Source organism: Mycoplana sp. MJR14, assembly GCF_029210525.1.
Lineage (GTDB): Bacteria > Pseudomonadota > Alphaproteobacteria > Rhizobiales > Rhizobiaceae > Mycoplana.
On the sequence record NZ_JARGEO010000001.1, the window covers coordinates 250,528 to 270,983 of the forward strand.

The 20,456-nt window shown below is 63.0% G+C and carries 21 protein-coding genes; 6 read left to right on the top strand and 15 right to left on the bottom strand.

From position 1 onward, the window contains the following. Window positions 1-405: 405 nt before the first annotated feature. The 5 genes from P0086_RS01210 to P0086_RS01230 all read right to left on the bottom strand — a co-directional run bounded on the left by P0086_RS01210 (window position 406) and on the right by P0086_RS01230 (window position 3,966). Window positions 406-897 carry a hypothetical protein gene (locus P0086_RS01210; RefSeq protein WP_275782132.1) on the bottom strand — a complete coding sequence of 164 codons (492 nt, stop codon included), beginning with the start codon at window positions 895-897 and terminating at the stop codon, window positions 406-408. Between the two features lie 313 nt (window positions 898-1,210). Further along, on the bottom strand, window positions 1,211-1,375 hold the full coding sequence (locus tag P0086_RS01215; protein WP_165225628.1) for a hypothetical protein: 165 nt from the start codon (window positions 1,373-1,375) through the stop codon (window positions 1,211-1,213). Between the two features lie 324 nt (window positions 1,376-1,699). Next, entirely contained in the window at window positions 1,700-2,008 is a 309-nt protein-coding gene (locus tag P0086_RS01220) for a DUF736 domain-containing protein (RefSeq protein WP_011427435.1), read from the bottom strand. 421 nt (window positions 2,009-2,429) lie between these two features. Continuing rightward, the gene (locus P0086_RS01225) at window positions 2,430-3,485 is read right to left on the bottom strand and encodes a DUF977 family protein (RefSeq protein WP_109461990.1); all 1,056 of its coding nucleotides are present in this window, start codon (window positions 3,483-3,485) and stop codon (window positions 2,430-2,432) included. Window positions 3,486-3,651: 166 nt separating this feature from the next. Continuing rightward, window positions 3,652-3,966, bottom strand: a complete 315-nt coding sequence (locus P0086_RS01230) for a DUF736 domain-containing protein (RefSeq protein ID WP_275782133.1) — start codon at window positions 3,964-3,966, stop codon at window positions 3,652-3,654. Window positions 3,967-4,419: 453 nt separating this feature from the next. Between P0086_RS01230 and P0086_RS01235 the strand changes: the two genes are divergently transcribed. Beyond that, a complete protein-coding gene (locus P0086_RS01235; protein WP_165823691.1) occupies window positions 4,420-4,596 on the top strand; it encodes a hypothetical protein in 177 nt (58 codons plus the stop codon). Window positions 4,597-4,599: 3 nt separating this feature from the next. Here the strand turns inward: P0086_RS01235 and P0086_RS01240 are convergent, their stop codons facing one another. From P0086_RS01240 to P0086_RS01265, 6 genes are all read right to left on the bottom strand, one after another. Further along, a complete protein-coding gene (locus tag P0086_RS01240; RefSeq protein ID WP_275782134.1) occupies window positions 4,600-5,526 on the bottom strand; it encodes a zincin-like metallopeptidase domain-containing protein in 927 nt (308 codons plus the stop codon). A gap of 311 nt (window positions 5,527-5,837) precedes the next feature. Then, window positions 5,838-6,425, bottom strand: coding sequence for a hypothetical protein (locus P0086_RS01245; RefSeq protein ID WP_275782135.1), 588 nt, complete (start codon window positions 6,423-6,425; stop codon window positions 5,838-5,840). A gap of 386 nt (window positions 6,426-6,811) precedes the next feature. Then, window positions 6,812-7,147: a hypothetical protein gene (locus P0086_RS01250; RefSeq protein ID WP_275782136.1), complete on the bottom strand. Its 336-nt coding sequence runs from the start codon at window positions 7,145-7,147 to the stop codon at window positions 6,812-6,814. Next, complete coding sequence (locus tag P0086_RS01255; protein ID WP_112600528.1) at window positions 7,144-8,037, bottom strand: hypothetical protein; 894 nt, start codon at window positions 8,035-8,037, stop codon at window positions 7,144-7,146. The genes P0086_RS01250 and P0086_RS01255 overlap by 4 nt, the downstream gene beginning before the upstream one ends. Further along, window positions 8,034-8,510: a hypothetical protein gene (locus P0086_RS01260; RefSeq protein ID WP_275782756.1), complete on the bottom strand. Its 477-nt coding sequence runs from the start codon at window positions 8,508-8,510 to the stop codon at window positions 8,034-8,036. Before P0086_RS01260 ends, P0086_RS01255 begins: the two co-directional genes overlap by 4 nt. A 97-nt stretch (window positions 8,511-8,607) precedes the next feature. Then, the gene (locus P0086_RS01265; protein WP_275782137.1) at window positions 8,608-10,362 is read right to left on the bottom strand and encodes a ParB N-terminal domain-containing protein; all 1,755 of its coding nucleotides are present in this window, start codon (window positions 10,360-10,362) and stop codon (window positions 8,608-8,610) included. A 314-nt stretch (window positions 10,363-10,676) separates the two neighbouring features. Between P0086_RS01265 and P0086_RS01270 the strand changes: the two genes are divergently transcribed. Together P0086_RS01270 and P0086_RS01275 are read left to right on the top strand one after the other, a co-directional pair. Continuing rightward, the gene (locus P0086_RS01270) at window positions 10,677-10,988 is read left to right on the top strand and encodes a type II toxin-antitoxin system MqsR family toxin (RefSeq protein ID WP_275782138.1); all 312 of its coding nucleotides are present in this window, start codon (window positions 10,677-10,679) and stop codon (window positions 10,986-10,988) included. A 2-nt stretch (window positions 10,989-10,990) separates the two neighbouring features. Beyond that, window positions 10,991-11,422 carry a type II toxin-antitoxin system MqsA family antitoxin gene (locus tag P0086_RS01275; RefSeq protein ID WP_275782139.1) on the top strand — a complete coding sequence of 144 codons (432 nt, stop codon included), beginning with the start codon at window positions 10,991-10,993 and terminating at the stop codon, window positions 11,420-11,422. Here the strand turns inward: P0086_RS01275 and P0086_RS01280 are convergent. From P0086_RS01280 to P0086_RS01295, 4 genes are all read right to left on the bottom strand, one after another. Continuing rightward, complete coding sequence (locus tag P0086_RS01280; RefSeq protein ID WP_275782140.1) at window positions 11,419-16,527, bottom strand: N-6 DNA methylase; 5,109 nt, start codon at window positions 16,525-16,527, stop codon at window positions 11,419-11,421. The genes P0086_RS01275 and P0086_RS01280 overlap by 4 nt on opposite strands. 113 nt (window positions 16,528-16,640) lie before the next feature. Further along, entirely contained in the window at window positions 16,641-17,042 is a 402-nt protein-coding gene (locus P0086_RS01285; RefSeq protein WP_275782141.1) for a DUF3085 domain-containing protein, read from the bottom strand. 13 nt (window positions 17,043-17,055) lie between these two features. Then, entirely contained in the window at window positions 17,056-17,661 is a 606-nt protein-coding gene (locus P0086_RS01290) for a DUF1419 domain-containing protein (RefSeq protein WP_275782142.1), read from the bottom strand. Window positions 17,662-17,727: 66 nt separating this feature from the next. Next, window positions 17,728-18,756 (bottom strand): DUF3991 and toprim domain-containing protein, encoded by a 1,029-nt coding sequence (locus P0086_RS01295; RefSeq protein WP_275782143.1) that lies wholly within the window; start codon window positions 18,754-18,756, stop codon window positions 17,728-17,730. 370 nt (window positions 18,757-19,126) lie between these two features. On the opposite strand from P0086_RS01295, the gene P0086_RS01300 reads away from it, so the two are divergent. Genes P0086_RS01300 through P0086_RS01310 form a run of 3 tightly spaced genes read left to right on the top strand, consistent with a single transcriptional unit; the run spans window position 19,127 to window position 20,455 of the window. Continuing rightward, entirely contained in the window at window positions 19,127-19,480 is a 354-nt protein-coding gene (locus tag P0086_RS01300) for a helix-turn-helix transcriptional regulator (RefSeq protein WP_275782144.1), read from the top strand. Then, complete coding sequence (gene arsN2, locus P0086_RS01305) at window positions 19,450-19,911, top strand: arsenic resistance N-acetyltransferase ArsN2 (RefSeq protein WP_275782145.1); 462 nt, start codon at window positions 19,450-19,452, stop codon at window positions 19,909-19,911. Before P0086_RS01300 ends, arsN2 begins: the two co-directional genes overlap by 31 nt. Before the next feature lie 16 nt (window positions 19,912-19,927). Continuing rightward, window positions 19,928-20,455 carry an arsenate reductase ArsC gene (locus P0086_RS01310; protein WP_275782146.1) on the top strand — a complete coding sequence of 176 codons (528 nt, stop codon included), beginning with the start codon at window positions 19,928-19,930 and terminating at the stop codon, window positions 20,453-20,455. Window position 20,456: the final 1 nt, after the last annotated feature.

Below are 20,456 nucleotides of genomic sequence, written 5' to 3' on the forward strand. Positions count from 1 at the left end.
CGACGGCCGGTGGCGGCGAGGAATTGAGCGAGCTGTTGCATGTTGTTTCTCCTTTCGAATTGCGATGATCGCGGGGATAGTCGGCAGATCGGAAAGGAGGGACGCACCCCGGGGTCCCCGTTGCGTGAGCGCAATGGGGTGGCGCGTAGGGCCGAAACGAATGTGGAGGACTTGCCGGCGACTGAATTTTGATCCGTGAGGAGCAGCAGTGCTGTGGGGAAAATTCTGGCGGCGGCAGGTTGCATCGTGACGAACGGGCTGCAACATCCCCGATGAGAGATGACAGCAGGATCGAAAGGAAGAGGCTCAACTGGTCGCCATCGCTACGATCGCGATGCCTCCTCGACATCCCTATTGAGAGGCAGCTCTCGCCGTCTCTCGGATGAAACTGTACCGCAAGATTGATTACGATCCTGCGCGAGCGTCGTAGCTGATATGGGACGCATTTACCGGGATGCCGGTTTCCCGCGTGATCGCCGTGATGATCGGCGCAAGTGAGCCGAGTTCGTCGTCAGTGAGCGCGATCAGCTCCGGATAGTCGATATCAACGCCGGTATAGTCCGCAGTCAAAGCGATGGCCCAATCGCCGCCGTTGATGCGATATTCATGCGTGTCGAAATCGAATTCGAGATCGTCCAGCATGTTGATAGTAAAGCGCCCGAATATCTCGGCCTCCCCCTCCAACTGATGGTCGGCGAACTCGTCGTCGCCCGTGAGAGCGCTCCGCTCCAGCGCCATGATGGTCCGCACGCGCCCGATTGCTGCCTCCAGTCCTTCGAGCAGGCGATCGTGGAGAGCTCGCGAGAATTCGCTGTCGCAGCCGAAGCGGTTTGCGAGGACGACGAGCCGGAAGCCGGCGAGCTTGGTGTAAAGCGTGAGGCTCTGATTGGCTGTCATAATGTGATCTCCTTCGTTGATGACGGAGATCGGCCACTCTGTTGCAAAGAGGGGTCAAGGACCGCGGGACGCGGCTCGCAAGCGGGGGAACCGATTTTTCCAGAGCCCAGCGACGGAAAAATTGGGGGAGACCGCGCCGTCCTTGACGCCTGATTTGCTGGAGTAGAATGGGAGGTAATAGAGAGAAGAGACCCGCGGACCCGTAGGGGACGCGACCGTATTCGGCGGGAGCCGGGGGGAGCGTTGAGGGGTGAAATCCCTGACAGCCGGGAGGCCGGCGGACCGGCTCAAATAACAGGAGGAACGAGCCGCCTCAGAATGGCGGCTCGGCTTCGACGGCGCCCTCCTGTTCGGCAAGCATGACGGCTAGATCGGCCTCGGCGAGTTGGAGCTCCGCCTCGATTTGACGCCGCTCGGCCGCGTCCCATGCGTTCCTCAGTTCGGTCCGCAGTTCCTCGATGTGCTGTTCGATCGTCATCGTCTCATCTCCTTGAGTTCGTGAAAGACGACGACGCGGGGCGGGACGGGATGGCGGGGTCAGGGATCGCGAACGCGACCGCCAGCGGCGGCGAGTGGGGGAGCCGATTTTGTTGGAGCGGCGGGAACCGGAGCGGAGGCAAAATTGGGGGTTGACCGCTCGTCCTTGAGGCCGCCATGCCGGCACGGCAAACTGGAGCGATATGAGCAGACATTTCCGGTTCCGCATGGCACCAGGAAAGCCGGAAGCGGGCTCGATACCCGCTCCCGGCTTCTCTATTCGGCCGCTTGGCCCCGCCTTGGCGAGCGGGGCCTCGTCCGGATCTCAGTCCCGGTTGGGGCGGGACCAGATCAGCTGGTAGCCGTCCTCGCCTTCGACTTCGGTGAGGGTTGCGTAGATCGGAGCGGGGAAGCTCGGGTCGTCCAGCTTGACCGAGAGGTAGTCGCGGTCCTGCTCGGAGCGCTTCTGCCAGGCCGCACCGAGCTCGACGTTGCCGGCGTAGATGCGGTAATGCGGGCCCTTGTCGGAGGGGTTTTCGATGCGGGCGATGCGGGCCTTGACGTTGAGGGCAAGCGTGCGGATCGAGCCGTTGAAGCCGGTTTCGGTGGAGGTGAAGGTGCCGATCGTTGCCATTGTGGTGTTCCTTTCGTTGGTTTCGGGCCGCGCCCTTCGCGGCCTCGATGGCTGTCGAAAGGACCGGGGACGATCGGACCGCACCCCCGGGGTCCCCATTGCGCATCGCGCCATGGGGTGGCTTACCGGGCCGCAATGAAATGGAGGGCGGCCGGGAGGAACTTTGTTGCTGCGCGAGGAATGCGGCACGCCGGGGTCCCCGCTCGGCCTGTCGAGTGGGGTTGCGTTCGCAGGGGAAGAAAGTTTCGGATGGCCGTTGCGGGAGGACGATCGAGGCGAAGCCGGTCTCCGGTCAGACATGCCTCATCGAGCCCGCGAATGGAGCCCCGCTATATCAGGCAAAGGCACGTGGCAATGGCGGCTGCGCACAATTGGACCATAGCTCCGATTTCGGCTGATCGGCGGACGCTTCGCTCCGGCGTCAGCTTAAGCCGTACCAGGTCCCACGACCGGCTCCGTGGAGGGTCAGATGTCCCTGCTCGGTCAGCGCCCGAAGATGATCCTTGACGGTGTTGCGGCTCGCGCCTGTCGCTTTGGCCACATCCATCACCGTGACGCGCCCGCGTTCACGCGCCAGTTCGAGGATCGCGACGGACAACTCCGGCAGGTCGCCGAGGAGAATGCGCTCACGCTCGATCTTGCGCTCGAGACGCTGCTTCTGGCGTTGCAGGCTCCGCAGGAAAAACTCGACCCACGGATTCCAATCCTGTTGGTCCGTTCGTATCGTGCCCTGCGTTCGGCGAAGCGCGAGATAATAGGCTTCCTTGTTCTGCTCGATAACACTTTCCAGTGAGCTGTACGGCACATAGGAATAACCCGCCCGAAGAAGCAGCAAAGTGGTCAGAGCGCGAGACAGTCGGCCATTGCCATCCTGGAAAGGATGGATTTCCAGAAAGACGACGACGAAGACAGCGACGACGAGCAGAGGGTGAAACGTGCCATCCTTCTCCTGAGCTTGTTGCCAGGCCACCAGTTCCGACATTCGGCCCGGCGTATCGAAAGGGGAGGCTGTCGCGAAGACGACGCCCAGACTTCGTCCATCCTCGTCGAAGGCTTCGACGTTGTTGGCAAGGGTTTTCCAGTTTCCCCTATGTCGTTCATCTTTGACCGAGTGCGCGAGCAGATCCCGATGCAGTTGGCGGATGTGGTTTTCGTTAAGCGGGATTGCGTCGAAGGCAGAGAAGATCGTCTCCATCACCTCGGCATAGCCGGCAACCTCCTGTTCGTCTCGGCTGGAGAACGAGCCGATACGGAGGTTCGAGAGCAGCCTTTCGACCTCGCGGTCGCTTAATTTCGCGCCCTCGATACGTGTCGACGATCCGATGCTTTCGATCGTCGCAACCCGCCGCAAGCTGGACAGCCGATCGGGTGCGATGCGACCAAGCGCTCGCCAGGCGCCTTTGAATTCGTCAATCTCGGCGATCAACGACAGGATCTCAGGCGTGATACGCAATTTGGAGAGATCGAGCGCCGTCATCCATTATCCCATCCGTTTCCATCCAAATGGGGTATGACATAGCGAGATCCATTTTTCCATCCATTTTCATCCAATATGAAAGAACGAACGGGAAAAAGCCGCGGCACGAAGGAGGCCGCCCTGTTGTCGGGAGAGGCCCCGCCCGGCGGGCGGAGCCTCGAGGACCTCAGTCGCGGTTGGGGCGGGACCAGATGAGCTGGAGGCCGTCTTCGCCTTCGACTTCGACTTCGGAGAGCGTTGCGTAGATCGGAGCGGGGAAGCTCGGATCGTCCAGCTTGACCGAGAGGTAGTCGCGGCCCTGTTCGGAGGTCTTCTGCCAGGCAGCACCGAGCTCGACGTTGCCGGCGTAGATGCGGAAGTGCGGGCCCTTGTCGGAGGGGTTCTCGATGCGGGCGATGCGGGCCTTGACGTTGAGGGCCAGCGTGCGGATCGAGCCGGAGAAGCCGTTTTCGGTGGAGGTGAAGGTGCCGATGGTAGCCATGTCCAAGTTCCTTTCGTTGGTTTCGGGCCGCGCCCTTCGCGGCCTCGATGGCTGTCGCAAGGATCGGGGACGATCGGACCGCACCTGATAAGGCCGGAATGGAATGGAGGGCGGCCGGGAGAAACTTTGTTGTTCGCGAGGAATGAGCGCCTCAGCGCTCAGGGGAAGAAAGTTTCGATGGCCGTTGCGGGAAGACGATCGAGGCGAAGCCGCTCCCCGATCAGACATGCCTCATCGAGCCCGCAAAGGACGTGGCCTATGCCGACGGGTCAAAAGGAACACGCTGACGGCAACCTGCCACCGCCTCACCCAGCGGAACATTGCTGCGGTCGAACCGTTTCTCTGTCGCAATGCCAGAGCCGCAATTCAGTGGCGACGGACCGGCCGGCCTGGGAGTTGCCTCCAGTAATCAACCCGGTATCGTGTGCTCGCGATTCGTCGCCTGGAGGATACATGCGTCAGCAGACAAAGCCGTTTACCGTCGAAATCAAGCAATCCCGAAAGCTCAAACCGACCGACCGCAAAACCTCGATCTGGGGCAAGCTGGACCTGACACCAGATCAGGGCGCGCTCAAGCAGAGAGAGCCGAGAGAGGTGTCGGCCGTTGGCGGCGACAACGACCGACGCTGATTTCTAAGCCACGACTTTCTCCTCAGCTGCATCAGGCTGCAGATCATGCAGGAAGGTGACTGCCCGCTGCGCATGAGCGGCCGCCTGAAAAATCGCCCGCCTGTCTTCGGAAAGTACCGCGAGCCATGAGGCAAGGTACGATGCGTGATCGGGCCGTGGCTCGAGCTCCGGTACGATTCCAAGGTCGGCGCATAGGAAGCAACTGCCGAGCTCGGCAATGAGTTCCTCGCGGGCGCGCTCACTCTTGTCCTTGGCATAACGGCTGAGATCGCGGCCCACGCGCCGCGGGTTCGCGGTCCAGTGCGTTGCCTCATGACTCAGCGTTGCCGTGTAGGAAGCCGCATCGCGGAAGGTCTCGAACGGCGGCATCTGGATGTGGTCGGTCACCGGCGAGTAATAGGCTTGCGACCCACCATGCCGGATGACGGCGCCAGTATTGCGGAAGAAGCGATCGGCATTCTCGATCCGCTCGACCGGATCGACAGCCGGTTCCGGGCGATGATAGTAGTGGTCGGGCAGACCGTCGATTTGGTCTACATTGAATACCGAATAAGCCTTCAGGAAGGGAATTTCCCGGTCGACCTCGTTGCCGTTGCCGTCGACCTCCGACTTGGTGAAGCGGCTCGCAAACACCACAGTCGAGCCGGTCTCGCCCTTGCGAACCGCGGCTCCGAGTTCCCGCGTCTGCTTAAAGGTCATCCACATCGGAGAGACGAAACCTCTCGCCATCCCCTCGGACCATAGAAGGAGAACGTTCATGCCCGAATAGGGCTGCCCGTTGTGCCGTAGCGGCCGCGTAATCCGGCCTTGAGTGTTGGCTGCGTTCCACGGCTTCATCCAGGGACGAACCCCTTTTTCCAGATCGGCAACGATCCGGTCGGTGATCCTCGTGTAGATGTCGGCGCGCTCGCCCTCGGTTTTCCTGCTCACGTCTCAAACCTCCTATTCGGAGCCGCGCCTATCGCGGCCCGTCGCGGAGGTCCGAGGGCAGGAGCGGAATGGCTTGGAGGACACCGGAACGGCCGAAACAGCGTGGAGGACGGCAAAGCCGTTGTACCTCACAAGCCGGCTCCTGCAGGACTACCGACGGGGACGGGCCGCGATAGGCCGGTTCCTTATTTCCTTGCCTGTTTTTCCCCGGGGCGGCGCGACATGCGGAAAGGCCGGCCCCTCTTGGGAGCCGGCCGATGGAAACTGGAAAGATGAGGGTAGGGCGGCACGTGGGCGCCGCCCGGGCCGCTTTACCCGAGGGCGGCCATTTGCGCCTCGGCCGCCTTGCGGTCGAGATTGGCGCCGGGGTTTTCGACCGGGCGATCGAAGGGCTTCCAGGTCTCGCCGACGACTTGCTCGTAGGCCGCGACGGCGCCCTCGGCCGCCATCCTGAGCGCATGAGCCTGGATGCCCATGTCGGCCGCGAACTCACGCTTGCGCTGGGCGGCGCTGTCGTAGCCAACGGGACCATCGAGATCCTCGTCGCGAGCATCGTTGGATGCCTTGGCCGTGGCGTCGCGGGCCTCGGTGACGGCGCGGCTATAAAACTGCCCGGCGCCATGCGCCGATCCGACATAGGCGCCGACGACACGCTGGAGATGGATCTGCATCGCCCGTTCGCCGAGACCTTCAGCCAGGCTGTCGGCGGTTTCGACGATCAGTCGCTCATGTAGGCCGCGGATGCCGTCGCTGTCGACCAGCGCGGTTCCGAAGCTTTCGGCGATCTTGAGCGCCTGGGCGCTATCGGGGCAGGTGAGGCGGACCATTTCGAGGGTCACCCCCTTGCGGAGTTGCACGACGCGGGCGGAAGAGCGGTTGGGGGTCGCGGGCTTGGCCATAACGGTTTCCTTTTCGGTTTCCTCCGAAGCGGTTCCGGCCCCGTGCCGGTCTGCCCTTCGGTGCGGTCAAAAGGAACCGGCGAGGGACGGGCGATTTCAGAGGTCCGGAGCGGCTGAGTGAGCGGAGCGGGCTTGCGACCAAGCGGGGGCACCCTGCGCGGGACGCGGGTTCGCTTTGCGCAGCGAGGCTGTTTCGGCCGCCCCGCGGCGCGACAGCGGCCTTGAAACGACCGGCCGCCGGTTCAGACCGCAACGAACACGAAGGGCAGGCGGGCACGGGGCTGAACTCTCCCCGAGGCCGAATTTGGGAAACGATGGCCATCCTCGCAAAGCCCCTCATCGAACACGCGGGCGCACTCCGCCAATGCGTTACCGCCGACCGCCTCTCACGCAGCCTCTCGCCAAGCAGAATCGCCGAGTTTCAGCCGTAACGTTGTGATGGCGCGGTCCTGACGCCCCAGCTTTCGGGTGAGCGCCTCGAGTTCGCTACGCCGCTCGAATGACAGGCGATCGACGTGATCTTGAAACAGCATCTCATCGGAACGGGTCCATCGTGAGCCGGAGCGCTTGTGCGTGCGGTTTCTGGCTTTCGCCTTTTCGGTCACAGCCAGGCGCTCAGCGCGTGTGGCAATCTGCCGATGGATGAGATCGAGGTGATGGCGCGTTTCGCGCCGCGCCACCTCCATGCGGGCAAGGAGCACCCACGGACTGATCGGTTTCATGTCCCGGTCCTCCGCCGCCGCCAGCCGATGAAGTCCGAAGGACCGTCATAGACGGCGTGACGTTGTTCATCGATGACGAAGCCGAACGGCCCACGGGTTGCATATTCGGCACTCGGAACAAGAAAGCGCCGCTCGTCGGCACGTTGGTCCCGCACGACGCCGCGCGTGGCGACCACCTCCGTCATATCGGCATGGTGGCTGGAATAGATCGCCGAGACGACGACCCAGTCGCCGGCATGCCTGCGCTCGAAGGCTTGCCGGTCCTTCGCCCAGGATTGGCCGGACTCGAGTTCGCGCCCGTGGATCTCTTCCCATGCGGTCGGCCAGCTGTTGCGGAATGTCTTGTCCGCACATTTGCGCTCGTATGAGGTGAAGAGTTCCGGGAAGGAGAGGGCGACGATGGCCCATTCGGCATCCTCCTCGTACCAGTGCGAGGACTTTCGCAGCAACGGGGAGACGCGAAGATTCCGTTCGGCCGACAGATGAAACCCGCCATGGCCAGCCGTCATATGGGACACGATCCCCTCCGCGTAGACGGTCGCAAGCTGCGACGGTCCCCAGGGCGTACTGGCCGTCATACGGGTCTGGATCCGCCTCAGGGCGGATAACTCGCGCTTGTGCTGGGCGGTCTCGAAGACACGGGCGCGAAAAGCCGCCTCATCCTCGAGGCGGCCATCGTGATCGTAGAAATCTGCGCGCGTCAGCTCGGAAAGCGGACGGTTAAGCCGCCAGGCGCTCGCGAGGAAGCTCGCGCCATCGCGCGCCGGCACCATTGCCAGATGCGTATCGCCGATCCGGGCGACCGGAAATCCGTCGGCGCTGACGCCGAATTCCACGCCCAAATCCTCTAAAGCCGATATCGGCTCATGCTGAAGTTCTGAGGTCCTCATGCGGCGGCCCTACCTTCGACCTGAGCAGCCGCAACCTCGTCGGCGGTCACCTCTTCGAGCACGGCGTTCGGATGGCCGTGTTCTTGCAGCCAGACCGCAGCCGCCTCGCGATTGTCCGCGAAATGGACAAGTTCCGCGTTCGAACCCGCGCGATCGAAGACGCGGATCGAACCGAGGGCGGCACGCTCGAGCACCTTGAAGGTGAGATCGGAGTCGAGGCCGAAGGTTCGATGAATGCGCATGACGATGGTGTTTTTCCCGCCGAAATCCGCCTCATGCAGTGTGAAATATCCCGGCGAGGTGTAGTTTCGGGATTGGCGCGGACCCTCCTTGCGGATCAGCCGGCCCTTGCTATTGCGCGTCTGCCAGGCCGCGAGCTTCTTCTTGAAGCGCTCGGGCGGGCGGGGTGTGCCGTCGGACCAGGCAACGATGGAGCCGATCGGGGCGAGGTCGTAGATCAGGGACGCAGACATTGGACATCTCCTCGAAATTCTGCGGTTCATGGAAACGAAACCGCCGCCGGTGATGGCCGGCGGCGGGGGTCGATCGGAAAAGTTGGAAGAGCGGCGGCTATTCTGCCGCGATGCCGTATGCGGTTTCGTCCTGGTCGGCGGCGCGGTCATCGGCCTCCGGATCGGCGACATCAAGATCGGGCGCCTCGTCGGCGAGGCTGCCATCGGCAAGCTCGCCTTCAAGACCATCTGCTGTTTCCCCAGGGGCGGCAGCGGCGTCATCCTCCACCGCCTCGCCTTCCTTGATCAGCTCGGCGAGATCCCTCGGATCGGGGGCGAACAGGGCCGCCGCATGGACGAAGTGCCCGTCCTTGAAGTGCTCGACCAGTGCGGCACGGGTCTCGCGGACCTTCGGGCGCGGGAGAACCGAGGTGCCTTTGCACGAGGCTTCAAGCGCCTGCCGCGACAGGCAAGGCAGGAAATCCTCCGTGCCCATGTTCGGGAGATATCCGTCCGCACCGATGGCATCGCCGGCTATGCGCGAGACGATACCGCTGTTCGACATGCCGCGGCGGCACGACAGCACATCGACCAGCATCGAGCGGGCGGCAATCCGCAAGGTGTCGCGGTCGAAGGCGAGCTTGCCGTCAGCGTCGAGCAACCGAGCCACATGGCGGGCGAACCGCTTCGCGCCGAAGACGTGGTCGTTCGCCCCGGAGTCGACCCGGACATTCATGCCGGCAAAGGCGAGGACAAGGAGGGCCGTCAGCGTGTCGTCTTCGATCGGTGCGCGGGCGAGCGCCTCGTGGAGTGCATCGGTCCTGAGGTCACCGATCATGTCGTGGCCCTTTTGCGTGACATCAGGACGCTGCTTCGGTGCGTCGATCACATCCTCGCCACCGGTGGCGCCACCTTCGACGACCGCTCCCTTGCCTCTGGTTTTCTTCTCCTCGGGCATCCGGTAGTGCACGGTCTGCACCTTGCCGTTCCGATCCAGATACATGGCGGTGTGGTCGCCCTTGCCGGGCTTGCCATAGACGCGGCTTGCCTTCTGCGGCAGCTTCACCTCGCCCCATTGAGAAACCTCGGCGATCATTCCCTTCTTGGGCAGATTGTTCGTCATCCACTCCTGCTGGGCGCCGAGATAGGCTTCGACATTGGTGGTGTAGCGGCTGTCCTCGTCCGCGGGAGCGAACAGATCCTCGATCCATTCGATGCCGTAGGCTTCTCTGAGATCGTCACCGAAGCTCGCATCCTTGGCATACATGCGGGTCTTGCTCAGCGCGTTGGCAATCTGCCACCATGCGGCGGGCTGGCCTTTCTTCGGCTTCTGCGCCTTCCAGACCTCCTTCTGCTCATCGAGGTGTGCTGCCGCGATCGTGCGGAGCTGCTGCTCATTCGGCATGTCGCCGAACGCCATCTGGTCGAGCATCGCCGGTAGGACGTTGGCGAGCAGGCGCAGCTTGCGGATTTGCCGGACGGGCAGGGCGAGTGCCACCGCAATTGCTTCCTCGGTCCAGTCGAGTGCGACCAGGCGTTCGATGCCGCGCCACTGGTCGACCGGGTTCAGCGGTTCGCGCGCAATGTTCTCGACCATCGACCGCATGGCGCCATTGTCGTTTGCGGCATCGACGACGAGCACCTCGATTTCCTCGAGGCCTGCGGCGATGGCCATGCGGGTGCGACGATGACCGGCTTCAATGACGTAGCCGTTCCCACCACCAACTTCGGGAAAAATGACGGGCGGCTGGATGATGCCGACGGCCTTGATGGTGGCGAGCAGCAACGCATCGGCCTGCGGGGTGGATTTGGATTGCCGGGTATTGTCCGGATTGTCCTTCAACGAGCGCGGATCGACCTTCATGATTTGCATGGGATTTTCCTCTTCCGGGATGCGGGGACGCGGCCTCTTGCCGGTCCTTCCTGTCTTCATCTCTTTCCGAAGACACTTTCCGAACCGCAGGACGGACGGACCGGCGCAACTGCGGCCGAGCGTCCCTGCTGCGAAGGACAAGCGGGGTGCCTCGCGCCCTGCGCGGGACGAGTGGCCGGGATGCGGAGGCGGCGGTTGAGCGCAAGCGGCGACGGGACGACCGATCTGCGACCGGTTCTCCTCCCGGATTTTCCTCTATCTTTTCCCCACAACGACAAGCTTGATTTGACACCATTAAGGTGTCATATAAAGTCATGGAGAAAAGGCGCCCGACATACGATCTCGAGGCCGTTAAAGCTGTTTTGGGGTCGATTTCGACGCTTGCCATCACGACGACGGCGCTGCGGGATGCCGCCTCATTGGGCTACGACCGCGCCGGCATCGTCGCGACCATCGACACCATCGAGCGCCGTATGTTCTACAAGTCGATGACAACGAACGCAGACCATCGGGTATGGCAAGATGTTTATCATGTGCCGGTCCCCGAGCACGGCATGGTGCTTTATGTGAAATTCCAGGCGGATGTGATCACGGAATTCCGGGTCATGTCATTCAAGGAGAGATGATAATGGCGGTTGCAGCAAATATCCTGCCCGAAACGATGATCTCACCGGAAACCGGAGAGACGCTGCGCCGGGACGTCCGACCGTTTGTCGTGACCTACAAGGGCAAGAGCAAAACGGTCGACCTGCCGGGATATTATCCCGATAACGGCGACGAAGGTGTTCATGTCGGCAACGACATGGAGGCAACGGACGCGGCCTTGCGGGCGTTGAAGGAAGAAGTCGAAGGCATTCCCTCTCCGTCGACAATCCGCAGAGTGCGAAAAAAACTAAAACTGTCGCAACGTGAAGCAGGCGGCATCCTGAAGGTTGGTGAAAGCGCGTTCGACAAATACGAGCGCGGCTTGGTCGAGCCAAGCGGCCCGACCAGCCAATTGCTGCGCCTTCTCGACCGGCATCCGGAACTCATCGAAGAGTTGCGGCAACAGGCAAGCTAAGCGGCAACAGCCGCGGCTTCGTCCGTACGCCTCGCATCATCGGCGAGGGTCTGATCGATGTCGCGGAGCTGTCTGCGCTTCTCGGCAAGTTCGTCGGCAAAAGCGAAAGCGCCGCCCTGACGCGAGCGATAGGAGGCAAGCCGCCGGTGCGCTTCCTCCAAGCGGTGACGATGCCGTTCGCGCTCCTCGTCGAATCCGTCGAGTGCGTGCTCGAGGCGGGACACGGCGCCAAGCGGCGTCACCGTCACCGTAAGATCGATCTCGTAGTCGGCGCCGGTGCGCTGCAGCGTGGTGGTGTAACCATAGCCATCACCCTTTCCGAAGCGCTCGCCCTCATAGACAAGATCGAAGCCCCCAATGCTCGCCAGATGAACCTCACCCTCCTGCTGCAGCTGGAGGAGTGTCAGGATTTCCTTCATCAGCGTGCGGCCGGCATCCTTGCGCTCCTGGTAGGCTTTGCCGAGAACGGTCATCGCGAACGCGTCGCCCGCCGTCGGAACCAGCCGGTCGATATCCCGGCCGATCTCCGCGATGCGACGGGTCGACACTTCGATGTCGCGCTCCGCATCGCGCATCTGCCGGCGGACCGCATATTGGTCGTCGTCATGGGCGGCGCGCAGCCTTTCCAACCTGGCGATATCGGCCTCCAATCCCGCTTTCTGCATCAGCCGTTCGTCACCGGAAGCGATGGCCTTGGCCATGGCGAACTGGTTGGCCTGCCCTTCACCGAGATCCTCGAGCCGGCGGATGGATGTATCCCCGCTGAGCGCTGCCGCGATGAAGCGGGCCTTGCGCTCGTTGTTCTGCCACATGGAGGCGTCGAGTGACCCTTCTGTGGCATAGGCGAAGATATCGACCACATCATGCTGATTGCCCTGCCGGACAATGCGGCCCTCGCGTTGCTCGATCTGCGACGGCAGCCACGGCACATCGAGATGATGCAGTGCTTTCAGCCGGAGCTGCGCATTGACGCCCGTTCCCATCGTCTCGGAGCTGCCGATCAGGAAACGGACCCGGCCGGCGCGCACGTCGGCGAACAGCCGCTGCTTGGCCTCGGTTTTCTTGAAGTCCTGCATGAAGGCGATTTCGGACGGGGGAACTCCGAGCCTGACCAGCTCGTCGCGAATCCAACGGTAAGCGGAAAAGCCGCGGGTCTTCTCGACATTGATGGTGCCGAGATCGGAAAAGATCATCTGCGCCGCACCTGGCAGCTCGTAAGCCTTGCCGTCCGGGCGACGATATGTCGCCTCGCTCGTCTCCTGCCAGATCCGGAAGGCGTTGCGGACGAGAAGGTTGAGCTTGTTGTCCTCCTCGTTGTCGTTGGCCGGCATGACGAGGCGGAGATCAATTGCCGCATGGCGGCCGTCAGTGATGACCGAGAGCAGGATATCGTCGCCGGGCTGTGCTGGACCCTCGCGCATTTCGATGGCCTTGATGCGGGCATCGAGGATCTCCTGATAGGCCTTGAAGGCCGGCGTCGGTTTGGCGGTGAGGATCTGCCGCCGGCCGGTGGAGATATCAGGCACCTTGACGAAATCGCGGAGATCCTCCGGCATGACGACGTCGGCAAAGGCCCGGAACATCGCGATCAGTTCCGGCACATTGACGAAACTGGCGAAGCGGCTGACGGGTTTGTATTTGCCGGAGGGTTGGATTTCGAGTTCGGTGGTCGTGTCGCCGAAGCACGATGCCCAGGCATCGAACTCGTGCAGGCCACGTTCGGCTAGCGCTGCGTGCCCGAGCAGCCGCTGAATCGAGAACATCTCGCCGAGTGTGTTGGTGATGGGCGTGCCGGAGGCGAGCACCAGGGCCCGGCCGGGATTTCTGGTTTCGATGTAGCGGGACTTGACGTAGAGGTCCCAGGCGCGCTGCGAGCCGTTCGGATCGATGCCCTTCAGCGTCGACATGTTGGTGGCAAAGGAAAGCTTCCGGAACTCCTGCGCCTCGTCGACGATGATCTGGTCTACACCGATCTCGGAAATGGTGAGCAGATCGTCCTTGCGGGTCGCAAGACCTTCCAACCGTTCCTGCAGACCTTCTTTCAGCCGTTCGAGGCGCTTGCGCGAGACACGATCCTCGCTGTCGACCTTCGTCAACAGATCCTCGTAGAGTTCAAGCTCGTCCTGGATCATCTGCTGTTCGAAGGCCGACGGCACGGCGATGAACCTGAAGGCCGAATGCGTGATGATGATCGCATCCCACGTGGCAGTCGCCGCCCGGCTCAAGAACCGCGCCCGCTTGTCCTTGGTGAAGTTGGTCTCGTCCGCCACCAGGATGCGGGCATTGGGATAGAGTGCGAGGAACTCACGCGCCGCCTGCGCCAGGCAATGGCCGGGGACGACCAGCATTGCCTTGGCGATCAGCCCGAGCCGGCGTTGCTCCATGATGGCGGCCGCCATGGTCATCGTCTTGCCGGCGCCGACGGCGTGCGCAAGATAGGTCGAGCCGGACGAGATAATCCGCCAGATGCCGCGTTTCTGGTGCCCATAAAGAACGAAGGCGCCTGAGGCGCCCGGAAGTTTCAGATGAGAGCCGTCGAACTTACGCGGCGCGAGGTTGTTGAAGCGATCGTTATAGACGCGCGCCAGCCGGTCGGTGCGATCGTGATCGGTCCAGACCCAGTTCTGGAAGGCCTGCTTGATCTTCTGCAGCTTGTCGCGCGCGGCTTCAGTGTCGACGACGTTGAGCACGCGCCGCTCGCCGCCGGCGTCCTTGAAGACATCGAAGATCTGTGGAACGCGGCTGTTCAGCGCATCGGCGAGCAGCTCTCCGGCATCGCGGCGGCTGGTACCCCATTCGGATGTGCCGGCTGCACTATAGCCAAGCTGCCGTGCCTCCACGGTCCAGCTCCCGAGCTCCGGCATATGGTGAATCTTGATGTCGGCGCCCATCATCTCCTTGACGAAGGCGACGACGTCGCTGGCCGGAATCCAAGGCGCACCGAGACGCGCGGTAATGTCGGAGGGGCGAAGGTCGGCGGGCTGCACGGCCTGAAGCGCACGAACGTTGCGCTCATAGGCTGGATCCAGTCCTGCGGCCGCTTCGGCAACGGCGAGCTTGGTACGGACCGGGCCGGCGAGGTAGGCATCGGCCGTCTGCCAGGACCCGTCGGCAGGATCCCGGAAGATCGCATCGCCAAGTTCGTCGATGACGCCATCGGCGTGTTTGTGCAGCAGCTCGGCGATATGGTCGATATCGACGTGGCCGCGCTCGCTGAGCACGACGGCCAGTGCGTCCGCCGCGCTGGTGATTTCGGGCGGGGCAGGGGGTGAGATGACTCGTTCGGAAAAGATCGGACCGGGCTTGGCCGTGTTGGTGTCGAGATCGTAGTCCTCGATCGAGGCGACCAGCCAGCAATCGGGGTCGTCCAGGAAGGGCTGCAGGTTCGGGCGGCGATGCGTTTCGCGCACCTCACCGGATTCCTCGTCCTTGCTGATCGCCACCGTGGTGCGATTGATCGGGCCAAAATCGCGCACGAAGCTCGACCAGGCGATGCGCAAGCGGACCTGCACGTCGCGCCACGGCCGATCCTGTTCCTGGGCCTTCAGAACATCGCGCACCGCGTCGCGGATCGGGATCAACTTCTTGATGATCCGGGCGTGCTTTTCCGGCATGCCGTCACCGGTGCGGCTCTTGCGCACCTGGACTTCGACCGGCGCGCCGTCGACCATCTGCATCAGGCCGCGCCTCGTATCGATGAAGAAGCTACCCTCCCGAACCTGTCGACTGTCGGGGCGAAGATCGACGCTCTCAATGAGCTCGGTCTCGAGGTCGATGTCGATCTCGGTGGGCTCGCCGTCATAGCGACCTTCCGGAAGCAGGAGGATGAGCCGCTGCAGAGCTGCCTCAAGCTCCTCGCCAACACGTGGTCGGCAGGTGTAGGTCTCACCAAAGGGGCCGGAGGTCAGGGCATGATCGCCGAGGACGAAATCAGGATGCCGCGCAAACCAGCGGTTCACCAGAATCGCGCCTTCGTCCTGCGTCGCCGGCCGCACCTCCTCGACTTCCAGCCAGGAGAGGTCTCCCTCGGCCTCCCCGGTCTTGCGCTTGCGGAAGAAGAGCAGGTCGATCACGACGTCCGTACCGGCATCGCGGCGGAAGCTGCCTTCCGGCAGGCGGATCGCGGCGAGCAGGTCGGCCGTCTTGGCGATGTGCTCGCGCGCCGTCGCATCCGCCTTGTCCATCGTGCCGGAACTGGTGACGAAGGCGGCGAGCCCACCGGGCTTCAAGAGGTCGATCGAACGGGCGATGAAATAGTCGTGTAGGCGAAGACCAAGCGAGCGATAGGCCCGGTCGGATCGGACGGTCCGGTCGGAGAAGGGCGGATTGCCGATGGCGAGATCGAAGGTTGGTGCCAGGTCGGTGCGCGCAAAGTCGCCGCTGATGATCCGCGCCTTCGGCTGCAGCAACCTCACAATGCGTACAGTGACAGGGTCAAGCTCGACGCCTGTGAAGAAGCTCTGCTCGCGCAATGCTTTGGGCATCAGCGCGGGGAACAGGCCGGTACCGATGCCAGGCTCGAGCACGCGGCCGCCACGCCAGCCAAGGCGCTGCAAGCTCGCCCAGATGGCGCGGATGATGAACTCCGGTGTGAAATGCGCATACTGGGTGCATCGGGCAAGGGACGCGTAGTCTGCCTCCGAAACCGCACTCTCGAGCGAGCTGCCGAGTTCGCTCCAGCCGGCGCGGAAGTCGGGCTCGCCAGGGCGGCGGAACATCGTGTTCGCGAGCTCCGAGGCGCCGAAGCCTGTGAAGCGGATCAACCGCTGCTGCTCTTCGCGGGTGGCCGGCCGGTCCTGCTTCTCGATGTTGTTTGCGATCAGGATTGCGGCGACGTTGATGCGCGCCCGGTCCTTCCACGTCGCCGCAAGATCGCGATCGGCATCATCGAGGTAGAAGTTGGACCGGCTGCCCTGTCGCCGGGGCGCCGGACGCTTTTCCGTCACGACCGGCAAGGCCGGGGCAGAAGAGGGCGGTGTCGGTTCGGGGTCGTCGTCATTGGCCGCGACGGCATCGAAACCGCCAAACGCTGTGATGCCGAGGCCAAGCCCGGACGACAGCGCGCTGCTGCCGAACATGTCGAGAGTGAAGGGATCGTTGCTCATTGAGTTCTCCTAGGGAACGGCGAGCGTCATCACCCCCGCGGGAAACCTTGCGGGCTCGAGGTGCGCTCAGGGCTCAGGGATTGGTGGCCGGACGGGGTCGGTGGTCGCAGTGTTCAGGACTTCGCGATCAGGGTGAGCTGCATCGAATCCAGATGAAATGCGATGCGAAGGTGCGTCGCCTCCGGAGCCGCCGCCATCATCGGTTCCAGCTGTTCCGCGTCGATGAAATCGACGCCATCGTCGCCGCCGAATGTCCGGCGTTTGACGTCGAACCAATCGTCATTGGTGCGGGGATCGCACCCCTCGGCATAGACGACCAAGGGCTTGGCGCCATCGAGCAGCTTTCCGTTGGACATCAGATAAACGCCGTGATCGCCGACGAGCCAGAGGCCCGGCTTTTCGTCCTTGCCAGGGCGCAGGCCGTAATAGGGATCACGAAAGCCACCATTGGCCTCCGCGTCGGTTAGACCGCGGGCAATCACCGCGCGGACGGATGAGAGGGGGAAGGAAAGCATGGTCTGGCCTCCGTCACGCAGCGATCGGCGAGGGGAGGTGGCGCAGCTGTACCGGGAGCTTGGCTGCGATTTCATCGTCAGAGAGATCGTCCAGCAGCTTCAGGGTGCTGCCCGTCTGGCCGCCGTAAAGCATGATCGTGCGCTTGCCGCGCGACTCCTCCGGCCAGCGATCGCCTGCATAGCCGCGATAGTCGTCCGCCGTCATACTCCAGATATGCTCAAGCCGTTGCTCGCGCGACATGGCGCGCACCGGCCGGCTCTCGCGCTCGATGATTTCGACCCGCATGCGTTCAACGGCCTGGCGGTCGGAAAGATCGCAATAGCCATGGAAATGCCGGATGACACCGTCGATCCGCAGCGCAAAGAACACCGATGTCACCGATCCTGTCAGATACTCGCGCATCGCGAATATCGATCCGCGGATCCAGAGCGGCGGCAGGATTTCGAACATATAGTCATGCTCGGTCTCGGCGATCTCGAACCATTCGCCGGCATAGAGCGGGCCAGCGTCATCGTCCCAGCGGTTCGGACGCTGGGCGTGGCGATCGAACATCCGGAACATTTGCTGGCGTGAGGCGACGCCCTGGAAGACCTTGCGGATTGCGGAAGAGGGGTTCATCTGCGGCTCCTTCGGAGTGGTCCCGGGCCGAAGCGCGGCACTGTCCTTCCGACCTTGCCATCCTCTTCAGTCCTTCATGACATCTCCCGGGCCGCCGGCATCGCGGCCGGGCGTGTCAAGGGCCGGCTCCGCCGGGCGAAGCCTCCCTTGACGCGGGCGGCGCGCATGCGGCACGCCGCCTTCCTTCCTTTCCCTCTTTTCTTTCCCCCTGATTTTCAGGGCCTCGTTCCAGTCGTCCGCCGGCGGGCGAAGGCGAGACCAGTTGCAGCCGACGTCGTCAGCGAGCGCCCGTAACCGCTCGGCAAACATCTCGCCTTGCGGATTGGCGTCTGTCGCCGCAACCAGCAGAGCCTCGGGCCGCGATGCCATCTGCCGCAGCGCCGCCTCCGTCGACGGCGACCATCCGCCACCGGTGCTGAGATAGAGCGTTCCATCCCGCAGCCCCTCGATGGCGGCGAGGCTCATGGCGTCGATCGCAGCTTCCGTGACAGCCAGGCGCAACGCCGTGTCCTGCCCCAGTCGGAAGAGAACCTTCGTCCCTCCGGAGGCAAAACCGCGATACTCGGGACCCCGCGCCTCCCAACCGGTGACGGCTCCGGCGCTGTCAGTATGCGCTGCCCACATGCTGGCATATGGCCCCTCGCGCAGACGATCTTGCCGGATCGCGGCGCGAAGCAAAGATGCCGGCAGGAAACGCTGACCATCGAGATAAGCCCAGGTCGGCGAACCGGGCCATGGACGGCGGCGTGTTTGCCATCGCTCGGAAAAAGAGAGGTCGTAGTCTTGCTCTATCTTTGGAGACCGCCATTCCGGTTCCGTGATCGAAAAACCGACGAGCGCGGCAACACGTCCGGCGCATTCGAGAAAGTCGACATGGTCAAGATGCGCGACTAGACCGAACACGTCGCCCTTTGCATCGCTGAGCGGATCGAACCATCCGCGCCCCTCATGGGTGACGATGACGATCTCGCTCCCCCGTCGAAACTTCACTGCCCGCCGCGTGCTTTCCTTCATATCGATGGCGAAGCCCGTCTGCTCGAGAACGGCAGCACACTTCACCCGTTCGCGGAGCGCCTCTATTTCTCTTCTGTCCATGCCTCTTCTTCCTCGCATTTCCTTGCCCGTCTCTTCTCGAGCACGCTTCCACCAGCTGCGAAGAGCAAAGGCCGCCAGGGCGCGGCTGGCAATTGTCGGATCATGCAATGCCCGGGTCGGCCGCGGCGAAGCCTCCCTTGCGGCCTGCCGCTCGCAAGCGGCACTCAGGAACGGCGGCTCAATGAGCCGCCCAAGGGAAAATTCATGCTTATGCTCACCTCCGCATAACCATGAATATGAGCTGTGGGGACTTATGGTCACCTCAGGCTCGATCGCCCTGCTTTGCAGGGATCCTCGACTTTCAGCTGCACATAATCCGCCTCCGGTCAGAGGCGGTTGACTTCTCCAATGTATCCATTATTCTGGATATATGGAAAGCAACAACGCGATAGCAGCCCTTGCGGCCTTGGCACAGAACACCCGCCTTGAGACATTTCGGTTGCTCGTCCGGCATGAGCCGGATGGCATTCCGGCTGGAGAACTCGCCCGGCTCCTCGATGTCCCGCAGAATACGATGTCCGCGCATCTTGCGACGCTGTCCCGTGCCGGGTTGGTCAAGAGCGAGCGCCAAAGCCGATCGATCATTTATCGGGCCGACCTCGACGGCGTGCGTGAGCTGACCCTCTTCCTGCTGAAGGACTGCTGTGGCGGTTCGACGGAGCTCTGCGCTCCCCTGATCGCAGAACTGACGCCATGCTGCGCGCCGGGGGCGAAGCCATGTTGAGCGGGATCGCATTGCACAAAGTGTCTGGCAAAGACACTGGTCTCCGCGAGGCGCTCCGTGCCGCGGATCTCCCGATCGATGACATTGAAGACGATGGCTGCGCCTTCTTCGAAGCCGTCTCAGGCGACGGCCAAACGATCGGATATGCCGGCCTCGAAGGCTGCGCCGGCGGTTACCTGCTGCGTTCCGTCGTCGTGATGCCGGCACACCGAGGCCATGGGTTCGGCCGCGCGATCGTCGAGGCAACGCTGCGAGGCGTCGGTGGCGATGTCTTCCTCGCGACGACAAGCGCCGCACCGTTCTTTTCAACCATCGGTTTTTCCGAGGTTCCGCGGGCCCAAGTGCCAGCGGCCGTTCTCTCAACCCGCCAGCTTTCCTCCATCTGCCCATCGTCGGCGACCATCATGAAGCTCAACAGGCCTCCGACCTAACCACGGACCGCGACCCATGACTGACAAGACCTACAACGTGCTGTTCCTCTGCACGGGCAATTCCGCTCGCTCTATTCTCGCCGAGGCCATCCTCAACAAAGAGGGCCGCGGCCGGTTCAAAGCCTATTCCGCCGGCAGCCAACCGAAGGGCGAAGTCAATCCGCACGCGCTGAAGGAATTGGATGCGCTCGGCTATGCATCGACGGGATTCTCGTCGAAGAGCTGGGACGTATTCGCCGAGCCTGAGGCACCGGAGATGGATTTCATCTTCACGGTATGCGACAGCGCCGCCGGCGAAGCATGCCCGGCATGGATCGGCCATCCGATGACCGCCCACTGGGGTGTCGAGGATCCGGCGGCCATCGTCGGTACTGAAGTCGAGATTCAGCGCGCATTCGCCCAGGCCGCTCGGTTTCTGAAGAACCGGATCACGGCCTTCATCAACCTGCCCATCGCCTCGATCGACCGCCTGGCCCTCGAACAGCACGTTCGACAGATCGGTTCGCTCGAAGGCGCATCGGTCAAGTCCGCGAAGGTCGAGTAAG

What these genes read in the sequence shown, in the direction of transcription:
- P0086_RS01210 (WP_275782132.1), bottom strand. Translation starts at nt 897, where the DNA reads ATGACAGCCAATCAGAGCCTCACGCTTTACACCAAGCTCGCCGGCTTC.
- P0086_RS01215 (WP_165225628.1), bottom strand. Translation starts at nt 1,375, where the DNA reads ATGACGATCGAACAGCACATCGAGGAACTGCGGACCGAACTGAGGAAC.
- P0086_RS01220 (WP_011427435.1), bottom strand. Translation starts at nt 2,008, where the DNA reads ATGGCAACGATCGGCACCTTCACCTCCACCGAAACCGGCTTCAACGGC.
- P0086_RS01225 (WP_109461990.1), bottom strand. Translation starts at nt 3,485, where the DNA reads ATGACGGCGCTCGATCTCTCCAAATTGCGTATCACGCCTGAGATCCTG.
- P0086_RS01230 (WP_275782133.1), bottom strand. Translation starts at nt 3,966, where the DNA reads ATGGCTACCATCGGCACCTTCACCTCCACCGAAAACGGCTTCTCCGGC.
- P0086_RS01235 (WP_165823691.1), top strand. Translation starts at nt 4,420, where the DNA reads ATGCGTCAGCAGACAAAGCCGTTTACCGTCGAAATCAAGCAATCCCGA.
- P0086_RS01245 (WP_275782135.1), bottom strand. Translation starts at nt 6,425, where the DNA reads ATGGCCAAGCCCGCGACCCCCAACCGCTCTTCCGCCCGCGTCGTGCAA.
- P0086_RS01250 (WP_275782136.1), bottom strand. Translation starts at nt 7,147, where the DNA reads ATGAAACCGATCAGTCCGTGGGTGCTCCTTGCCCGCATGGAGGTGGCG.
- P0086_RS01255 (WP_112600528.1), bottom strand. Translation starts at nt 8,037, where the DNA reads ATGAGGACCTCAGAACTTCAGCATGAGCCGATATCGGCTTTAGAGGAT.
- P0086_RS01260 (WP_275782756.1), bottom strand. Translation starts at nt 8,510, where the DNA reads ATGTCTGCGTCCCTGATCTACGACCTCGCCCCGATCGGCTCCATCGTT.
- P0086_RS01265 (WP_275782137.1), bottom strand. Translation starts at nt 10,362, where the DNA reads ATGCAAATCATGAAGGTCGATCCGCGCTCGTTGAAGGACAATCCGGAC.
- P0086_RS01270 (WP_275782138.1), top strand. Translation starts at nt 10,677, where the DNA reads ATGGAGAAAAGGCGCCCGACATACGATCTCGAGGCCGTTAAAGCTGTT.
- P0086_RS01275 (WP_275782139.1), top strand. Translation starts at nt 10,991, where the DNA reads ATGGCGGTTGCAGCAAATATCCTGCCCGAAACGATGATCTCACCGGAA.
- P0086_RS01280 (WP_275782140.1), bottom strand. Translation starts at nt 16,527, where the DNA reads ATGAGCAACGATCCCTTCACTCTCGACATGTTCGGCAGCAGCGCGCTG.
- P0086_RS01285 (WP_275782141.1), bottom strand. Translation starts at nt 17,042, where the DNA reads ATGCTTTCCTTCCCCCTCTCATCCGTCCGCGCGGTGATTGCCCGCGGT.
- P0086_RS01290 (WP_275782142.1), bottom strand. Translation starts at nt 17,661, where the DNA reads ATGAACCCCTCTTCCGCAATCCGCAAGGTCTTCCAGGGCGTCGCCTCA.
- P0086_RS01295 (WP_275782143.1), bottom strand. Translation starts at nt 18,756, where the DNA reads ATGGACAGAAGAGAAATAGAGGCGCTCCGCGAACGGGTGAAGTGTGCT.
- P0086_RS01300 (WP_275782144.1), top strand. Translation starts at nt 19,127, where the DNA reads ATGGAAAGCAACAACGCGATAGCAGCCCTTGCGGCCTTGGCACAGAAC.
- arsN2 (WP_275782145.1), top strand. Translation starts at nt 19,450, where the DNA reads ATGCTGCGCGCCGGGGGCGAAGCCATGTTGAGCGGGATCGCATTGCAC.
- P0086_RS01310 (WP_275782146.1), top strand. Translation starts at nt 19,928, where the DNA reads ATGACTGACAAGACCTACAACGTGCTGTTCCTCTGCACGGGCAATTCC.